The following is a 16,540-nucleotide window of genomic DNA, read 5'->3' on the forward strand; positions in this document are numbered from 1 at the left end:
GTCTCTAAGGATTTGAAAATGAACCAGGAACTTACAAGCAACCCGTTCAACCCCGTGGCCCCGACCAAGGTCTTCGACGAGATCAAGGTCTCTCTGGCCAGCCCCGAGCGGATCCTGTCGTGGTCCTTCGGCGAGATCAAGAAGCCGGAAACCATCAACTACCGCACGTTCAAGCCCGAGCGTGACGGCCTGTTCTGCGCGCGCATCTTCGGTCCGATCAAGGATTACGAATGCCTGTGCGGCAAGTACAAGCGCATGAAGTATCGCGGCGTCGTCTGCGAGAAATGCGGCGTCGAGGTCACGCTGCAGAAGGTCCGCCGCGAGCGGATGGGCCATATCGAACTGGCCGCCCCCTGCGCGCATATCTGGTTTCTGAAATCGCTTCCCTCGCGCATCGGCCTGATGCTCGACATGACGCTGCGCGATCTCGAACGGGTACTCTATTTCGAGAACTACGTGGTGATCGAGCCGGGCCTGACCGATCTGACCTACGGCCAGATGCTCAACGAAGAGGAATTCATGGATGCGCAGGACGCGTATGGCATGGATGCCTTCACCGCGAATATCGGCGCCGAGGCGATCCGCGAGATGCTCGCCAATATCGACCTCGAGGCCGAGGCCGAGCAACTGCGCGCCGATCTCAAGGAAGCTACGGGCGAGTTGAAGCCCAAGAAGATCATCAAGCGCCTCAAGGTCGTCGAGAGCTTCCTCGAATCCGGCAACCGCCCGGAATGGATGGTGATGACCGTCCTGCCCGTGATCCCGCCCGAACTGCGCCCGCTGGTGCCGCTGGACGGGGGCCGTTTTGCCACATCCGATCTCAACGACCTCTACCGCCGGGTGATCAACCGCAACAACCGCTTGAAGCGGCTGATCGAGCTGCGCGCGCCCGACATCATCGTGCGCAACGAAAAGCGGATGCTGCAGGAATCGGTCGACGCGCTCTTTGACAACGGCCGCCGCGGCCGGGTCATCACCGGCGCCAACAAGCGTCCGCTGAAATCGATGTCCGACATGCTGAAGGGCAAGCAGGGCCGCTTCCGCCAGAACCTTCTGGGCAAGCGCGTCGACTTCTCGGGCCGGTCGGTCATCGTGACGGGTCCCGAACTCAAGCTGCATCAATGCGGCCTGCCCAAGAAGATGGCGCTCGAACTGTTCAAGCCGTTCATCTATTCGCGGCTCGAGGCCAAGGGTCTCAGCTCGACGGTGAAACAGGCCAAGAAGCTGGTCGAAAAAGAGCGTCCCGAGGTCTGGGACATCCTCGACGAGGTGATCCGCGAACACCCCGTCATGCTCAACCGGGCGCCGACGCTGCACCGCCTCGGCTTTCAGGCATTCGAGCCGATCCTGATCGAAGGCAAGGCGATCCAGCTTCACCCGCTGGTCTGTGCCGCCTTCAACGCCGATTTCGACGGTGACCAGATGGCCGTGCACGTGCCGCTCAGCCTCGAGGCGCAGCTCGAGGCACGGGTGCTGATGATGTCCACCAACAACGTGCTGTCGCCGGCCAACGGCGCGCCGATCATAGTGCCGTCGCAGGACATGATCCTCGGGCTCTATTACGTCACGCTGATGCGCGAGGGCATGAAAGGCGAGGGGATGGTGTTCTCGTCGCTCGACGAGGTGCAGCACGCGCTCGACGCCGGTCATGTTCACCTGCATTCCAAGATCACCGTCCGCGTGCCGCAGATCGACGAGCATGGCGACGAGATCCTGCAGCGCGTGGAAACCACGCCGGGCCGCGCGCGTCTCGGGGCGCTTCTGCCGCAGAACGCCAAGGCCCCGTTCAGCCTGGTGAACCGCCTTCTGCGCAAGAAGGAGGTGCAGCAGGTCATCGACACCGTCTACCGCTATTGCGGCCAGAAGGAATCGGTCATCTTCTGCGACCAGATCATGACGCTCGGCTTCCGCGAAGCGTTCCGCGCCGGCATCTCGTTCGGCAAGAACGACATGGTGGTGCCGGACGGCAAGTGGACCATCGTGGAAGATGCCCGCACCCAGGTGAAGGGCTTCGAGCAGCAATACATGGACGGCCTGATCACCCAGGGTGAAAAGTACAACAAGGTCGTCGATGCCTGGTCGAAATGCAACGACGAGGTGACCGAGGCGATGATGGGCTCGATCTCGGCCGAGTTGAAGGACGAGAGCGGCGCCACGAAGGAGCCCAACAGCGTCTACATGATGGCGCATTCCGGCGCGCGTGGCTCTGTCACCCAGATGAAACAGCTGGGCGGCATGCGCGGCCTGATGGCCAAGCCGAACGGCGACATCATCGAGACGCCGATCATCTCGAACTTCAAGGAAGGCCTGACCGTTCTCGAATACTTCAACTCGACCCATGGTGCGCGGAAGGGTCTGTCGGACACGGCGCTCAAGACGGCGAACTCGGGCTACCTGACCCGGCGCCTGGTGGACGTGGCGCAGGACTGCATCGTGCGCGAGCATGATTGCGGCACCGAACGCGCGGTCACCGTCGAGGCAGCGGTCAATGACGGCGAGGTCGTGGCGTCGCTGGCCGAGCGGTGCCTTGGCCGCGTGGTCGCCGAGGACATCGTCGATCCGCTGAGCGACCGCGTGCTGGCCGCGACGGGCGAACTGATCGACGAACGCATGGCGGATTCGCTGGAAGAGGCCGCGGTTCAGACGGTGCGCCTGCGCTCGCCGCTGACCTGCGAGGCCGAGGACGGCGTTTGTGCCATGTGCTACGGGCGCGACCTCGCGCGTGGCACGATGGTCAATATCGGCGAGGCCGTGGGCATCATCGCGGCGCAATCCATCGGCGAGCCGGGCACGCAGCTGACGATGCGGACCTTCCACATCGGCGGCGTCGCGCAGGGCGGACAGCAGTCCTTCCAGGAGGCGAGCCAGGAAGGCACGATCGAGTACGAGCAGCCGCAGACGCTGGAAAACTCCAGCGGCGAGACCCTCGTGATGGGCCGGAACATGAAGATCCGGATCATCGGCGAAAAGGGGGTCGAACTGGCCAGCCACAAGGTGGGCTACGGCACCAAGCTTTTCGTCAAGGAGGGCGACAAGGTCTCGCGCGGCGACAAGCTGTTCGAATGGGATCCCTATACCCTGCCGATCCTTGCCGAGAAGGCGGGCACCGCCAAGTTCGTCGACCTGACTTCGGGCATCTCGGTGCGCGACGTCACCGACGAGGCGACGGGCATGACCCAGAAGATCGTCACCGATTGGCGCACGGCCCCGCGCGGCAACGACCTCAAGCCCGAGATCTTCATCGTCGGCGACGATGGCGAACCGATCCGCAACGACGCGGGCAACCCGGTGGCCTACCAGATGTCCGTCGACGCGATCCTCTCGGTCGAGGACAGCCAGAAGGTCGAGGCCGGCGATGTCGTCGCGCGGATCCCGCGCGAGGGGGGCAAGACCAAGGACATCACCGGCGGTCTGCCGCGGGTGGCGGAACTGTTCGAGGCCCGGCGTCCCAAGGACCACGCAATCATCGCCGAGATCGACGGCTATGTGCGCTATGGCAAGGACTACAAGAACAAGCGCCGCATCAGCATCGAGCCCGCCGACGAGTCGCTTGAGCCGTTCGAGTACATGGTGCCCAAGGGCAAGCACATTCCCGTGCAGGAAGGCGATTACGTCCAGAAGGGCGACTACATCATGGACGGCAACCCCGCGCCGCATGACATCCTCGCCATCCTCGGGGTCGAGGCACTGGCCAACTACATGATCGACGAGGTCCAGGAGGTCTACCGCCTGCAGGGCGTCAAGATCAACGACAAGCATGTCGAAGTCATCGTGCGACAGATGCTTCAGAAGTGGGAGATCCAGGACAGCGGCGACACCACGCTGCTGAAGGGCGAGCATGTCGAGAAGGTCGAGTTCGACGAGGCCAACGAGAAGTCCATCAAGAAGGGCGGGCGCCCCGCACAGGGCGAGCCGATCCTGCTTGGGATCACCAAGGCCAGCCTGCAAACCCGGTCCTTCATCTCGGCCGCGTCCTTCCAGGAGACCACCCGCGTGCTGACCGAAGCCTCGGTGCAGGGCAAGCGCGACAAGCTGGTCGGGCTGAAGGAAAACGTCATCGTCGGCCGTCTCATCCCGGCCGGCACCGGGCGCGCGACGCAGGAAATGCGCCGCATCGCGACCTCGCGGGACAACGTCGTCATCGAGGCGCGCCAGGAAGAGGCCGCCGCGGCGGCGGCGCTGGCCGCACCGGTCCGGGAAGACGACGTCGTCGGGGGCGACACGTTCGACAATTTCGTCGACACGCCCGAAAGCCGCGACGACTGAGACAGGCGCGTTGCGACGCAGGACAAGGCCCGGCCGCTTTCGGCCGGGCCTTTTTCGTGCCGGGTCCGCTTTCATTGAATGAAAGCGGACCGAAATCTTTCGAAGATTTCGGCCTCACGTCGCGCGACGTGCGCGCAGCTCGGCCAGCGGGATGTGACAGCGGATCATGTGGCCGTCGCCGGCGTCCCGCATGGGGGGCGTGTCTGTGTCGCAGACGGGTCCGCATTTCACCGGGCAGCGGTTCCGGAACGGGCACCCGCGCGCCGGCGGGGCCAGGTCTGCCTTGTCCTCGGCCATCAATGTCGGCGCCCTGTCGGGATCGGGCCGGAGAACCGCCCCGATCAGCACCGAGGTATAGGGATGCGACGGCGCGCCATAGACCGCCGCCGCCGGGCCGATCTCGCAGATCCGCCCCTGGTAGAGCACCGCGACCCGGTCCGACAGCGCCCGCACCACCGTCAGGTCGTGGCTGACGAACAGGAAGGCGGTCCCGTGCGCGGCCTTTAGATCGTTGAGAAGATCGAGTACCGCGGCCTGCACCGAGACGTCGAGCGCCGAGGTGATCTCGTCGCAGAGCACGATCTCGGGCTCGGCGGCAAAGGCCCGCGCCACCGCCACGCGCTGTTTCTCGCCACCCGACAACTGCCCGGGCCGGCGATCGAGATATTCCGCCCCAAGGCGCACCATCTCCAGCAATTCTGCCGCCCTCTCGCGCAGGGCCTGATCCGTCAGCCCGAAATACAGCCGCAGCGGTTGCGCGAGGATCTCGGTCACCGATTGACGCGGGTTGAGGCTTTCGTCCGGGTTCTGGAATATCATCTGGATGCGGCGCAGCTGATCGGGGCGGCGCCGCTCGACGCTGTGCGGCAGCGTCATGTCGGCGCAAAGTGTGATCTCGCCTGAGGCCGGGGGCAGCAGCCCGGCGATGGATTTGAGGATCGTCGATTTGCCGCTTCCCGACTCGCCCACCAGCCCGAGGGTTTCACCCTTCGCCAAGTGCAGGTCGATCCCCCCGACCGTGGCCGGCGGCCGTGGCGTCCGGCGCATGAGGTCGAACAGCCCGGGCCGGTCATAGCGGATTGACAGGTCTTTCAGGCGCAGCGCTGGCGGGCTGCCCGGCGGGCAGACCTGCGGCTCTTGCCCCGAGGATGTCGTGGCAATCTCCTCGACCTGATCGGGATAGAGGCATCGTGCGACCTGTCCCGCATGGGCGTCGATCATCGGCGGGCGCGCCGCGCGGCAATCTTCGGTCGCCAGCGGACAGCGCGGCGCGAAGGCGCATCCCTTCCGCGCCTCGCCCGGTCCGGGCGGACGGCCGTCCAGTGCCTTGGGCAGCGTGCGTTCGCCAAGTCGCGGGATCGCGGCGAGAAGCCCGCGCGCATAGGGATGCGCAGGTGAGCGCAGCACCGCGCGCACCGGGCCTTCCAGCGCCGTCTCGCCGGCGTAAAGAACCTGGACACGATCGCAGACCCGGGCGATCACCCCCAGATCATGGCTGACATAAACCATCGCCATGTTGCGCGTGCGCGCGAGGTCGCGAAGCAGATCGAGGATGTGCGCCTGCGTGGTGACGTCGAGGCCGGTGGTCGGCTCGTCGAGAAGCAGCGCGTCGGGTTCGCCGGCCAGCGCCATGGCAATGGCCACGCGCTGTTGCTGGCCGCCCGACAGCTCATGCGGGAAGCGTTTCAGGATTGCGGCCGGATCGGGCAGCCGCACCTGCGCCAGCAGGTCATGCGCGCGGGCGGCGTGCTCGGCCTCGGGCAGGGCGCAATGCAGGTGCAGCGCCTCGCGCATCTGCGTCCCGATGCGCATCGTCGGGGTCAGGGCCTGCCCCGAATTCTGCGGGATCAGGCCCAGCTTTCCGCCCCGGATGCGCACCAGATCCTTCGCGGAACGCGCGAACATGTCGGCCCCGTCATAGATCACCTCTCCCGAGATCCTCTGAAGGCCGTGCTTCAGGTAGCCCATGGCGGCCAGCGCCAGCGTGCTCTTGCCCGATCCGCTTTCGCCGACGATGCCGATGCTTTCACCGGCGCAGACCTGCAGATCCACCGCGTGCAGCACCGGCAAAAGCATGCCCGCGCGGCCCGGGAACCCGATGCAGAGCTTGCGGATGTCGATCAGCGGGCGCGTGGCGGCCATGTCAGATCACCGCCTTGCGGCTGTGGTCGAGGCCAAGCGTCTTGGCCAGCGCGTCGGCTGTCAGGTTGATCCCGATGATCAGCGTCGAAAGTGCCACCACCGGCGCCAGAACACCCCAAGGGGCAAGCGACATGTAGACCCGCGCATCCGACACCATCAGCCCCCAATCGGGTTTCGGCGGCGAGACGCCAAAACCCAGGAACGACAGCGCCGAGAATCCCAGCAGCATCCACGACCACCGCATCGCGCCTTCGACCAGCAGCGTGTCGGTGACGTTGGGCAGCAATTCGCGGCGCACGATCGACATCGGCCGGTGTCCGCGCGCCCGCGCCGCCGAGATGAAATCGCGCGCCACGACCTCGTGCGCGGCGGCGCGGGCCACGCGGATCACCGGGATGCCGAAGAAGAAGGCCAGCGTCGGCATCAGTATTGCGCCGCCGGTGCCGAACACGGTGATCAGCACCAACAGCGGCAGGATACCCGGCAGCGCGAGGAACGCATCGACGAGGCGCATCGCCACCTCGTCGCGCCACCCGCCCTGCAGCCCGAGATAGACCCCAAGAAGCCCGCCCCACAAAAGGGCGATCGGCGTCGCCGTGCCGGTGATCAGCAGCGCCTCGCGCCCGCCCAGCAGAACCCGGGTAAGCACGTCGCGGCCCAGGTGATCGGTCCCCAGCCAATGCGCGGCCGAGGGCGCGGCCAGGGTGCTGGTCGAGTCCATCGACGCGTAGTCATAGGGCACGATCCACGGGCTGAGCAGCGCAAGCGCCAGATGCAGCGTCACCAATGTCAGCCCGATCGCGCCCGACGGCCGGCCAAGCATGGCGCGCAGCGTTTCGACAGCCCGGGCCCCGCGTTTCTGAGGGCTTGGGCGAGTCATCGGCGGCGCGCCTGATGACTGCGCAGGCGAGGGTTGAGCGCGAGGCTGAGGATATCGGCGGCAAGGTTCACCCCGACATAAGTCAGCGCCACGATCATCGTGATCGCCTGCACCACCGGCAGGTCGCGGTCGGCAATGGCGTCGACCAGCAGGCGCCCGATTCCGGGATAGTTGAACACCACCTCGACCACCACGACCCCGCCCAGCAGCCACGCGATGGTCAGCGCGATCACGTTGATCGCCGGCAACAGCGCATTGGGCAGGGCGTGGCGCAGCACCACGCGCCAATAGGGCACGCCCTTGAGCGTCGCCATCTGCACGTAATCGCCCGCCATCACCTCGATCACCGAGGCGCGCACCATCCGCATGATATGCGCGATCATCAGCAGGGTGAGAACGGTCGAGGCGAGGATGAACTCTGGAAAGAAGTCCAGCGGCGGCGCATCGGCCGGGGTCAGAACGATCGCCGGCACCCAGCCCAGCCAGATCGCGAAGACGAGGATCAGGATGGTCGCGGCGACGAATTCGGGGATCGTCATGGCGAAGATCGCGCCCACCGACAACACGAGATCGGGCCAGCGGTCCCGCCAGAGCCCCGCGATCACCCCAGTCAAAAGCGACAGCGGGATCCCGACACCAAGTGCGCCCGCCGCCAGCAGCAACGAGTTGCGCATCCGGTAGCCGACAAGCTCCGATATCCGCTCCTGCCCGCCGGCGGACAGCCCGAGATCGCCGTGCAGGATGCCGCCGGCCCAGTCGACATAGCGCGCAAGTGCGGGCTCGTTCAGCCCCATCGCCTCGCGGCAGGTGGCTAGCGCCTCGCCGAACGCGTCACGCTCGAGAATCGCGGTGCAGGCATCGCCGGGCAGCGCCTCGACCCCGAGAAAGATGATGACCGAGACCAGCCAGATCGTGACCAGCCCGAGGGCGCACCGCCGAAAGATCAAAGCTGTCACGGTCCGTGCCTCCCCGGGCCTTCGGCGATCCATTTGGCAGTAATCTAGACCGCCGCGCGCGGGCGCGTCGAGGGGGGTCGTGTTGCCGCGCCCCGAAACCTTGGCCATGCCGCAGCCGGGATCACACAGTCAGGTTGATCGCCTGCGCGTGCCACTGCGCGCCGTCGCGATGCAGTTCCGTCACCGAAAAATTGTCGATCTTGTGTGCGAACGCCTCGTAGGCGGTGATCCCCAAGGCGGTCTGCACCTGCGTCAGGATTGCGCCCATATGCGCCACCGCGACGATATCGCGCCCCGGATGCGCGCGGCACAGCCGCTCGACCGCGCGGGTGACGCGGCCCGACACCTCGTGCCAGCTTTCGCCGCCGGGTGCGCGGATATCGCCCGGCTGATCCCAGAACGCGCGCAAGCGGGTCTGGTCGGGGATTGTGTCGAAGGCCTGCAACTCCCAGTCGCCGAAATGGATTTCGCGCAGATCGCGGTCATCGCGCAGCCGGGTGCGCCGCCCGGCGATGGCGTCGGCGGTGGCGCGCGCCCGATCTAGATCCGACGACACGACCAGCGCGTCCCCGGGCAGATGCGCCGCAAGCCGCGCGATGCGGGCCGTGTCGCCCAGATCGGCGGGCAGATCGGACCAGCCGACCATGGATTTGGCATGTGTCGGGCCGTGGCGCACCCAGAAGAAACGGCTCATGGCAAATGCCCTTTCAGGATCTGCGGCAGGCCGGCGATCACCTGCATTACCACGTCCGCTCGCGCCGCAAGGGTCTGGTTCAGGCGGCCCTGCGCGGTCTGGAACCGGCGGGCCAGTGCATTCTCGGGCACCACAGAAAGCCCGACCTCGTTCGACACCATGACCACCGGGGCGGCACATCGGTCGAGAGCGCCCAGAAGTGCCGTTTCGGCCTGTTCGAGGTCGTTTTCGGCCAGAAGATGGTTGCTGAGCCACATTGTCGCACAATCGAGCAGCACCACCTCCGATCGTGCGGCCCCCTCCAATGCCGGGCCGAGGTCGCGGGGCGCCTCGACGGTACGCCAGTCGGGGCCGCGCCGCCGACGGTGACGCGCGAGTTTCTCAACCATTTCCGCGTCATGTGCCTCTGCCGTGGCAAGATAGACGCGCGCCTGCCCGGTCTCGGCGACCAGATCCTCGGCATAGGCGGATTTCCCCGAGGCGGCGCCGCCGAGGACAAGTGTCAGGGGGGGCAACATGCGCCGTCGACCTCTTCTTGTTGTGATCCGGTCATCATTGTCCCGCGTACCACATGTACAAATATCCGGTAAGGTGTGTACGCACCGCACGCATGACAGGGGAAGAAAATGCCACTCGATGCACCGCAGACAAGCACCATGTCCCGCACGGCGATGAAGGCCGAGATGCTGGACGCGGAAACCGAACTCAAACTGGCCTACGCCTGGCGGGACGAGCGTGACGAGGCGGCCCTCCACCGCTTGATCAACGCCTATATGCGGCTGGCCATCTCGATGGCGTCCAAGTTCCGCCGCTACGGCGCGCCGATGAACGACCTCATCCAGGAGGCAGGTCTCGGACTGATGAAGGCGGCCGACAAGTTCGACCCCGACCGGGGCGTGCGATTCTCGACCTACGCGGTGTGGTGGATCAAGGCCAGCATCCAGGATTACGTGATGCGCAACTGGTCGATGGTGCGCACCGGCTCGACCTCGAGCCAGAAGTCGCTGTTCTTCAACATGCGCCGCGTACAGGCGCGGATAGAGCGTGAGGCGATGGCCCGCGGCGAGGAACTGGACGGCTACCAGCTGCGCGAGATGATCGCGCACGAAGTCGGCGTGCCGCTGCGCGATGTCGAGATGATGGAAGGCCGGCTGTCGGGCTCCGACTTCTCGCTCAACGCGACGCAATCGTCCGAGGACGAGGGGCGCGAGTGGATCGACACGATCGAGGATGCCGGGGCGCGCGGCGACGAGGAGGTCGAAAAGGATCACGACCTGCAGGCGCTGCGCGACTGGCTGACCGATGCGATGTCCAACCTCAACGACCGCGAGCGTTTCATCGTCCGCGAACGCAAGCTTCGGGACGGGGCCCGCACGCTTGAAAGCCTCGGCGAGGAGTTGAACCTCAGCAAGGAGCGCGTGCGCCAGCTTGAAGCGGCAGCCTTCCAGAAGATGCGCAAGCATCTCGAAAAGCATGGTGGCGAGGTCGAAAGCCTTCTGGCATGACCCTCAGGCCCGTTCTGACGGCCCTTGCAGTCTGCGCCGCCCTGCCCGGGGCGGCGCAAGACGTTGCGATCCTGGGAGAGATCCACGACAACCCCGCGCATCATGCAGAACAGGCCGAGCAGGTCGAACGGNGGGAGAGATCCACGACAACCCCGCGCATCATGCAGAACAGGCCGAGCAGGTCGAACGGCTGGAGCCCGCCGCCCTTGTTTTCGAGATGCTGACCCCAGATCAGGCCGAGCGCGTGACACCCGACTTGCGTGCCGATCCCGACGCGCTCGAAGCCGCGCTCGACTGGGAAGATAGCGGCTGGCCCGATTTCTTGGTGTATTACCCGATATTCGCCGCGGCACCCGAGAGCGAGATTTACGGCGCAATGGTGCCGCGCGACGCGGCGCGGACGGTGTTCGAGAGCGGCCCGGCAAAGGCGTTCGGCGAGGATGCCGCGCGCTACGGGCTGACCGAGGATCTGCCGCCCGAGCAGCAGGCGAGGCGGGAATCCCTGCAGATGGAGGCCCATTGCGACGCGCTGCCCGAGGATATGCTGCCCGGCATGGTGGACGTCCAGCGCCTGCGCGACGCTGTGCTGGCGCGAGAGGTGGTCGAGGCGATGAACGACACCGGCGGGCCGGTCGCGGTGATCACCGGCAATGGCCATGCGCGCCGCGACTGGGGCGTGCCTGCGGTGCTGGCCCGCGTCGCCCCCGATCTCGACGTCTGGGTCTTGGGTCAGACCGAAGAGGATCGCCCGCTTGAGGGCGGCTTCGACACGATCATATCCGCGCCCGCCCCGGACCGTCCCGACCCCTGCGACGCCTTCCGGTGAGGTCCCGCGCCCTTGTGCCGGCGCGGCACCCGGCCTAATGTTGCCGGGCAACCGTAGGGACCGTCCATGCTCGCCTCGAAACGCATTCTTCTGATCATCGGCGGTGGTATCGCGGCGTTCAAGACGCTCGACCTGATCCGGCGCCTGCGAGAGCGCGGCGCCCAGGTGACGCCCGTTCTGACGCGGGCGGGGGCGGAATTCGTCACGCCCCTGTCGGTCTCGGCGCTGGCCGGGCGCAAGGTGTTCTGCGACCTCTTCGACCTGACCGACGAGGCCGAGATGGGGCATATCGAACTCAGCCGGTCCGCCGACCTGATCGTCGTGGCCCCCGGCACCGCCGACCTGATGGCGAAGATGGCGGTGGGGCAGGCCGATGACCTGGCCTCGACGCTGCTGCTTGCCACAGACACGGCCGTGCTGGTGGCCCCGGCGATGAATGTCCGGATGTGGCAGCACGCGGCCACGCAGCGCAATATCGCGATGCTGAAGGCCGATGGGATCGGCTTTGTTGGCCCCAATGGCGGCGACATGGCCTGCGGCGAACATGGCCCGGGACGTATGGCCGAGGTGCCGGAGGTGATCGCGGCCATCGAGAGCGCCCTCTCGTCGGGGCCGCTGCAGGGGCGGCGGGTGGTCGTGACCTCGGGGCCGACGCATGAGCCCATCGACCCGGTGCGCTACATCGCCAACCGCTCGTCCGGCGCGCAGGGCACGGCCATTGCCCGCGCCCTCGCAAGCCTTGGCGCCGAGGTGGTGTTCGTGACCGGCCCCGCCACGGTGCCGCCGCCCGACGGGGTCGAGGTGGTCCGCGTCGAGACCGCGCGCGAGATGCTGGCGGCAGTCGACGCCGCGCTGCCGGCCGAGGTGGTGATCTGCGCCGCCGCCGTGGCCGACTGGCATGTCGCCAGCGCGACCGACCGCAAGATGAAGAAGACCGAAGGCGGGATGCCCGCGCTGGAATTTGCCGAGAATCCCGACATCCTCGCGACCGTGTCGAGCCGCGGCGCGGACCGGCCCGGGCTGGTCGTCGGATTTGCCGCCGAAACCCATGACGTGGTCGGGCATGCCACCGCGAAACGCGCGCGCAAGGGCTGCGACTGGATCCTCGCCAACGATGTGAGCCACGCGACCGGCATCATGGGCGGCACCGAGAACGCGGTGACGCTGATCACCGAGGACGGGGCCGAGACCTGGCCGCGCATGGGCAAGGCCGACGTGGCGCGCCAGCTGGCCGACCGGATCGCACGGGTGCTGGCCTGAGAATTTTCGAGTATTTCTGGAAAGATGAAGGTGGCGCATGGTGACTGTCGCGGTGCAATGGATCGAGGAGGCGGATCGCGCCCTTGGGCTGCCCGCCTATGCGACGGCGGGGGCGGCCGGGGCCGATCTGCGCGCCAACTTCCCCGACCGTCGCGCGGTGGTGCTGGCGCCCGGCGCGCGTGTGCTGGTGCCCACCGGGCTGCGGCTCGCCGTGCCCGAAGGTTACGAGGTGCAACTTCGCCCGCGCTCTGGACTGGCGCTGCGCCACGGGATCACCCTGCCGAACAGCCCCGGCACGATCGACAGCGATTATCGCGGTCCCCTTGGCGTGATCGTGATGAATGCCGGGGCGGAGCCGTTCGAGATCGTGCATGGCGCGCGCATCGCGCAGATGGTGGTCGCGCCGGTCGTGCGGGCACTGTTCGAGATCGTGGCTGACCTCGACGCGACGGCGCGCGGGACGGGCGGTTTCGGCTCGACCGGGGCCGTCTGATGCTGCTGGTGCTGATCATGGCGGCGGCGATCTGGGGCGTGGGGGCGGCCATGGGCACCCCGCGGCGCCTGCGATGGGCGATGATCGCGGGACTCTGGGCTGCGGTGACGCTGGCGCATCTGGTGCTGCCCTTCGGGCATCCGATCCGCGCCGCCACGGGCGAGCGCGCGGCGCTGTGGCTGATGATCGGCGGGGCCGCGGCGATCGTGCTGGCCTACCGCGCGGGGCTCGGCGCCTTGCGCAGGCGCGCCGGCACCCGCGAGGCCGCGGCGGCGCACGAGGCCGCAAAGCACGAGGAAACGCCGCTTTTCGGGGCGGCGGAACTGGAACGTTACGCGCGTCACATCGTGCTGCGCGAGATCGGCGGGCCGGGGCAGAAGGCGCTGAAGCAGGCGCGGGTGCTGGTCATCGGGGCAGGCGGGCTCGGCTCGCCCGCGATCCTCTACCTCGGGGCCGTCGGGGTGGGCACCATCGGGGTAATCGACGATGACACGGTCGAGAATTCCAACCTGCAACGGCAGGTGATCCATGACGATGCGGGGATCGGCCTGTCCAAGGCGCACTCCGCCGCGCAGCGGGTGCTGGCGCAGAACCCGCATGTCGTGATGCGGCCCTACCGCCGGCGTCTGACGCCCGGGATCGCCGCCGATCTCTTCGCCGATTACGATCTGATCCTCGACGGCACCGACAATTTCGACACGCGGTACCTCAGCAACGCCACCGCCGCAGCCCAGGGCAAGCCGCTGGTTTCCGGCGCTCTGTCGCAATGGGAGGGGCAGCTGAGCGTCTTCGATCCCGCGCGCGGCACGCCCTGCTACGAGTGCCTCTTTCCCGAGGCGCCGGCGCCGGGGCTGGCGCCCACCTGCGCCGAGGCCGGGGTGCTTGGGCCGTTGCCCGGCGTGGTCGGGGCGATGATGGCCGTCGAGGCGGTGAAACTGATCACCGGGGCGGGGAGAGCCCTGCGCGGTGAGATGCTGATCTATGACGCGCTTTACGGCGAGAGCCGGAAGATCGGCCTGCAGCGCCGGGCCGATTGCCCGATCTGCGGCGACAAAGGAGAGAAAGATGACCAACCCCTTGCTGGCTGACTGGCAGACGCCGTTCGCCCTCGCCCTGTTCGACAGGATTCGTGACGATGACTTCGCGCCCGCTTTCGAGACCGCGCTGGGCGAGGCGCGGGCCGAGGTCGCGGCGATCGCCGACAACCCGGACCCCGCGACATTCGCCAACACGATCGAGGCGCTGGAATCCTCCGGTTCGGCCCTCGACAAGGTGCTATCGGTCTTCTTCACGCTGGCCGGCGCCGACAGCACCCCTCAGCGGCAGGCATTGCAGCGCGATTTCGGGCCGAAACTGGCTGCCTATTCGTCCGAACTTTACGGCAACAAGGCGCTTTTTGCGCGGGTCGAGGAGCTGTGGCAGGCGCGCGCCGATCTGGGGCTGAGCGCGGAAGAGGACCGGCTGTTGATGCTGACGCACCGCGCGTTTCGCCGCGCGGGGGCCGCGCTGACCGGCGAGGAGGAGGCCCGGATGCGCGCGATCATGGCGCGGCTGGCCGAGCTTGGCACCGCCTTCACGCAGAACCTGCTGGCCGATGAGGCGGGCTGGCACATGGAACTGGGCGAGGATGATCTCGACGGGCTGCCGGATTTCGTGGTGGACACCGCCCGCGCCGCAGGGCGAGAGCGGGGGCTGGACGCGCCGGTGATCACGCTGTCGCGCTCGCTGATCGTGCCGTTCCTGCAATTCTCCGCACGGCGGGACCTGCGCAAGACGGCCTATCAGGCCTGGGCCGCGCGCGGCGCGACGGGCGGCGAGACCGACAACCGACGCCTTGCCGAGGAGGTCCTGGCGCTGCGAGCCGAGCGTGCGGCCCTGCTGGGATATGACAGTTTCGCCGCCTACAAGCTGGAAACCGAGATGGCGAGGACGCCGGAGGCCGTGCGCGACCTGTTGATGTCCGTGTGGGCGCCGGCGCGCGCGCAGGCCGAACTCGACGCCGAAACGCTGGCGGCGATGATGCATGCCGACGGGGTCAATGGCGAACTGGAGCCGTGGGACTGGCGCTATTATTCGGAAAAACGCCGGCAGGCCGAGCACGATCTCGACGAGGCCGCGTTGAAGCCGTACCTGTCGCTCGACCGGATGATCGAGGCGGCGTTTGGCTGTGCTCACCGGCTTTTCGGGCTGGAATTCACGCCGCTGGATGTCCCGCTTTACCACGCCGATTGCCGGGCGTGGGAGGTGACGCGGAACGGGCGCCATGTCGCGGTGTTCATCGGCGATTACTTCGCGCGCGCCTCGAAGCGGTCGGGCGCGTGGTGCTCGTCGATGCGCGGGCAGGCCAAGCGCCCGAAGGTGCAGGGCCCCGTGGTGATCAACGTGTGCAATTTCGCGAAGGGCGATCCGGCGCTGCTGAGCTATGACGACGCGCGCACGCTCTTTCACGAATTCGGGCACGCGCTGCACCATCTTCTGTCGGATGTGACTTACGAGTCGCTGTCGGGGACCTCGGTGGCGCGCGATTTCGTGGAACTGCCCAGCCAGTTGTTCGAGCATTGGCTGGAAGTGCCCGAGGTGCTGGAACGCTACGCCACCCATGTCGAAACCGGCGAGGCGATGCCGCGCGACATGCTGGAGCGTCTGTTGAAGGCGACGACGCATGACATGGGGTTCCAGACGGTGGAATACCTCGCCTCGGCGCTGGTCGATCTGTCCTTTCACGAGGGTGCGCCGCCCGACGATCTGCTGGCCGCGCAGCAGGCCGTGCTGGAAGACCTCGGCATGCCGCATGCCATCGCGATGCGACATGCCGCCCCGCATTTCGCGCATGTCTTCGCGGGCGACGGCTATTCCAGCGGCTACTACAGCTACATGTGGTCTGAAGTCATGGATGCCGACGCCTTCGCCAGTTTCAATGAAGGTGCCGGGCCGTTCGACGCGGACCGGGCGCGCGCGTTGGAGCGTCACATCCTGTCGCGCGGTGGCGCCTATGATCCGGTCACGCTGTACGAGGGGTTCCGCGGGCGGCTTCCGGGGGTGGAGGCCTTGCTGCGCGGGCGTGGACTGGCCGCCTGAAACGCGCCACCCGCACCACGCCTGTCGACAATGAAAAACCCTTGCCGGGCGGGGTGCCGGGCAGGGGTCGGTGTTTCAACACTTGGTAGCTGTGCGGTTACTCGTGCTGACCCATGACCATCAACATTTATCTATTATGTCAAACCGCGTAGTGTCCCACCGGTTGGTGTAGGAGGCCGCGCGCAGAGGCCTTGTCGTAGTTCCGCGCGCGGCCGGGGCTGGCGGCCACCGCGCTTTTTCGTAATCTTCCGTAATGGGGCGTTTTAGGTTTAGTGTCCGGCATTCACGCTTGATCAGCGCGATCGAGTTATCTGATCGCAAAGGGCGCCTTGGCCATCTGGAGGTCCTTGTCTTATCAATTTCGCGGGTTCCCGGAGTAGACGGGAGGCACTGCCGGCCACGCCATTTATGGCGGGCAGTGGCGGCGGTTGGATCGAGGA

General features: G+C 66.9%; 12 protein-coding genes. 7 read left to right on the plus strand and 5 right to left on the minus strand.

Annotated features, from left to right (window positions below):
• Positions 1 to 18: 18 nt before the first annotated feature.
• Positions 19 to 4,266 carry a DNA-directed RNA polymerase subunit beta' gene (rpoC, locus tag V8324_RS16975; RefSeq protein WP_336421106.1) on the plus strand — a complete coding sequence of 1,416 codons (4,248 nt, stop codon included), beginning with the start codon at positions 19 to 21 and terminating at the stop codon, positions 4,264 to 4,266.
• A 114-nt stretch (positions 4,267 to 4,380) separates the two neighbouring features.
• On the opposite strand, the gene V8324_RS16980 is transcribed toward rpoC, so the two are convergent.
• The 5 genes from V8324_RS16980 to cobU form a co-directional block, all read right to left on the minus strand.
• Complete coding sequence (locus V8324_RS16980) at positions 4,381 to 6,408, minus strand: ABC transporter ATP-binding protein (RefSeq protein ID WP_336421107.1); 2,028 nt, start codon at positions 6,406 to 6,408, stop codon at positions 4,381 to 4,383.
• 1 nt (position 6,409) lies between these two features.
• Positions 6,410 to 7,288, minus strand: coding sequence for an ABC transporter permease (locus V8324_RS16985; protein ID WP_336421108.1), 879 nt, complete (start codon positions 7,286 to 7,288; stop codon positions 6,410 to 6,412).
• The gene (locus tag V8324_RS16990; RefSeq protein WP_336421109.1) at positions 7,285 to 8,244 is read right to left on the minus strand and encodes an ABC transporter permease; all 960 of its coding nucleotides are present in this window, start codon (positions 8,242 to 8,244) and stop codon (positions 7,285 to 7,287) included. Before V8324_RS16990 ends, V8324_RS16985 begins: the two co-directional genes overlap by 4 nt.
• 121 nt (positions 8,245 to 8,365) lie before the next feature.
• Positions 8,366 to 8,938, minus strand: coding sequence for a histidine phosphatase family protein (locus tag V8324_RS16995; protein ID WP_336421110.1), 573 nt, complete (start codon positions 8,936 to 8,938; stop codon positions 8,366 to 8,368).
• Positions 8,935 to 9,456, minus strand: coding sequence for a bifunctional adenosylcobinamide kinase/adenosylcobinamide-phosphate guanylyltransferase (gene cobU, locus V8324_RS17000; RefSeq protein WP_336421111.1), 522 nt, complete (start codon positions 9,454 to 9,456; stop codon positions 8,935 to 8,937). Before cobU ends, V8324_RS16995 begins: the two co-directional genes overlap by 4 nt.
• Positions 9,457 to 9,564: 108 nt before the next feature.
• On the opposite strand from cobU, the gene V8324_RS17005 reads away from it, so the two are divergent.
• From V8324_RS17005 to V8324_RS17030, 6 genes are all read left to right on the plus strand, one after another.
• Positions 9,565 to 10,443: an RNA polymerase factor sigma-32 gene (locus V8324_RS17005; RefSeq protein ID WP_336421112.1), complete on the plus strand. Its 879-nt coding sequence runs from the start codon at positions 9,565 to 9,567 to the stop codon at positions 10,441 to 10,443.
• The gene (locus V8324_RS17010; protein WP_336421113.1) at positions 10,412 to 11,269 is read left to right on the plus strand and encodes a ChaN family lipoprotein; all 858 of its coding nucleotides are present in this window, start codon (positions 10,412 to 10,414) and stop codon (positions 11,267 to 11,269) included. The genes V8324_RS17005 and V8324_RS17010 overlap by 32 nt, the downstream gene beginning before the upstream one ends.
• Positions 11,270 to 11,335: 66 nt before the next feature.
• Complete coding sequence (coaBC, locus tag V8324_RS17015; protein WP_336421114.1) at positions 11,336 to 12,529, plus strand: bifunctional phosphopantothenoylcysteine decarboxylase/phosphopantothenate--cysteine ligase CoaBC; 1,194 nt, start codon at positions 11,336 to 11,338, stop codon at positions 12,527 to 12,529.
• A 37-nt stretch (positions 12,530 to 12,566) separates the two neighbouring features.
• Positions 12,567 to 13,022 (plus strand): dUTP diphosphatase, encoded by a 456-nt coding sequence (gene dut / locus V8324_RS17020; protein ID WP_336421115.1) that lies wholly within the window; start codon positions 12,567 to 12,569, stop codon positions 13,020 to 13,022.
• Positions 13,022 to 14,110: a HesA/MoeB/ThiF family protein gene (locus V8324_RS17025; RefSeq protein WP_336421116.1), complete on the plus strand. Its 1,089-nt coding sequence runs from the start codon at positions 13,022 to 13,024 to the stop codon at positions 14,108 to 14,110. Before dut ends, V8324_RS17025 begins: the two co-directional genes overlap by 1 nt.
• Positions 14,088 to 16,100 (plus strand): M3 family metallopeptidase, encoded by a 2,013-nt coding sequence (locus tag V8324_RS17030; protein WP_336421117.1) that lies wholly within the window; start codon positions 14,088 to 14,090, stop codon positions 16,098 to 16,100. Before V8324_RS17025 ends, V8324_RS17030 begins: the two co-directional genes overlap by 23 nt.
• Positions 16,101 to 16,540 lie beyond the last annotated feature (440 nt).

Origin of the sequence: Roseovarius sp. D22-M7, assembly GCF_037083785.1 — a bacterium.
Lineage (GTDB): Bacteria > Pseudomonadota > Alphaproteobacteria > Rhodobacterales > Rhodobacteraceae > Roseovarius.

What these genes read in the sequence shown, in the direction of transcription:
- rpoC (WP_336421106.1), top strand. Translation starts at nt 19, where the DNA reads ATGAACCAGGAACTTACAAGCAACCCGTTCAACCCCGTGGCCCCGACC.
- V8324_RS16980 (WP_336421107.1), bottom strand. Translation starts at nt 6,408, where the DNA reads ATGGCCGCCACGCGCCCGCTGATCGACATCCGCAAGCTCTGCATCGGG.
- V8324_RS16985 (WP_336421108.1), bottom strand. Translation starts at nt 7,288, where the DNA reads ATGACTCGCCCAAGCCCTCAGAAACGCGGGGCCCGGGCTGTCGAAACG.
- V8324_RS16995 (WP_336421110.1), bottom strand. Translation starts at nt 8,938, where the DNA reads ATGAGCCGTTTCTTCTGGGTGCGCCACGGCCCGACACATGCCAAATCC.
- cobU (WP_336421111.1), bottom strand. Translation starts at nt 9,456, where the DNA reads ATGTTGCCCCCCCTGACACTTGTCCTCGGCGGCGCCGCCTCGGGGAAA.
- V8324_RS17005 (WP_336421112.1), top strand. Translation starts at nt 9,565, where the DNA reads ATGCCACTCGATGCACCGCAGACAAGCACCATGTCCCGCACGGCGATG.
- coaBC (WP_336421114.1), top strand. Translation starts at nt 11,336, where the DNA reads ATGCTCGCCTCGAAACGCATTCTTCTGATCATCGGCGGTGGTATCGCG.
- dut (WP_336421115.1), top strand. Translation starts at nt 12,567, where the DNA reads ATGGTGACTGTCGCGGTGCAATGGATCGAGGAGGCGGATCGCGCCCTT.
- V8324_RS17025 (WP_336421116.1), top strand. Translation starts at nt 13,022, where the DNA reads ATGCTGCTGGTGCTGATCATGGCGGCGGCGATCTGGGGCGTGGGGGCG.
- V8324_RS17030 (WP_336421117.1), top strand. Translation starts at nt 14,088, where the DNA reads ATGACCAACCCCTTGCTGGCTGACTGGCAGACGCCGTTCGCCCTCGCC.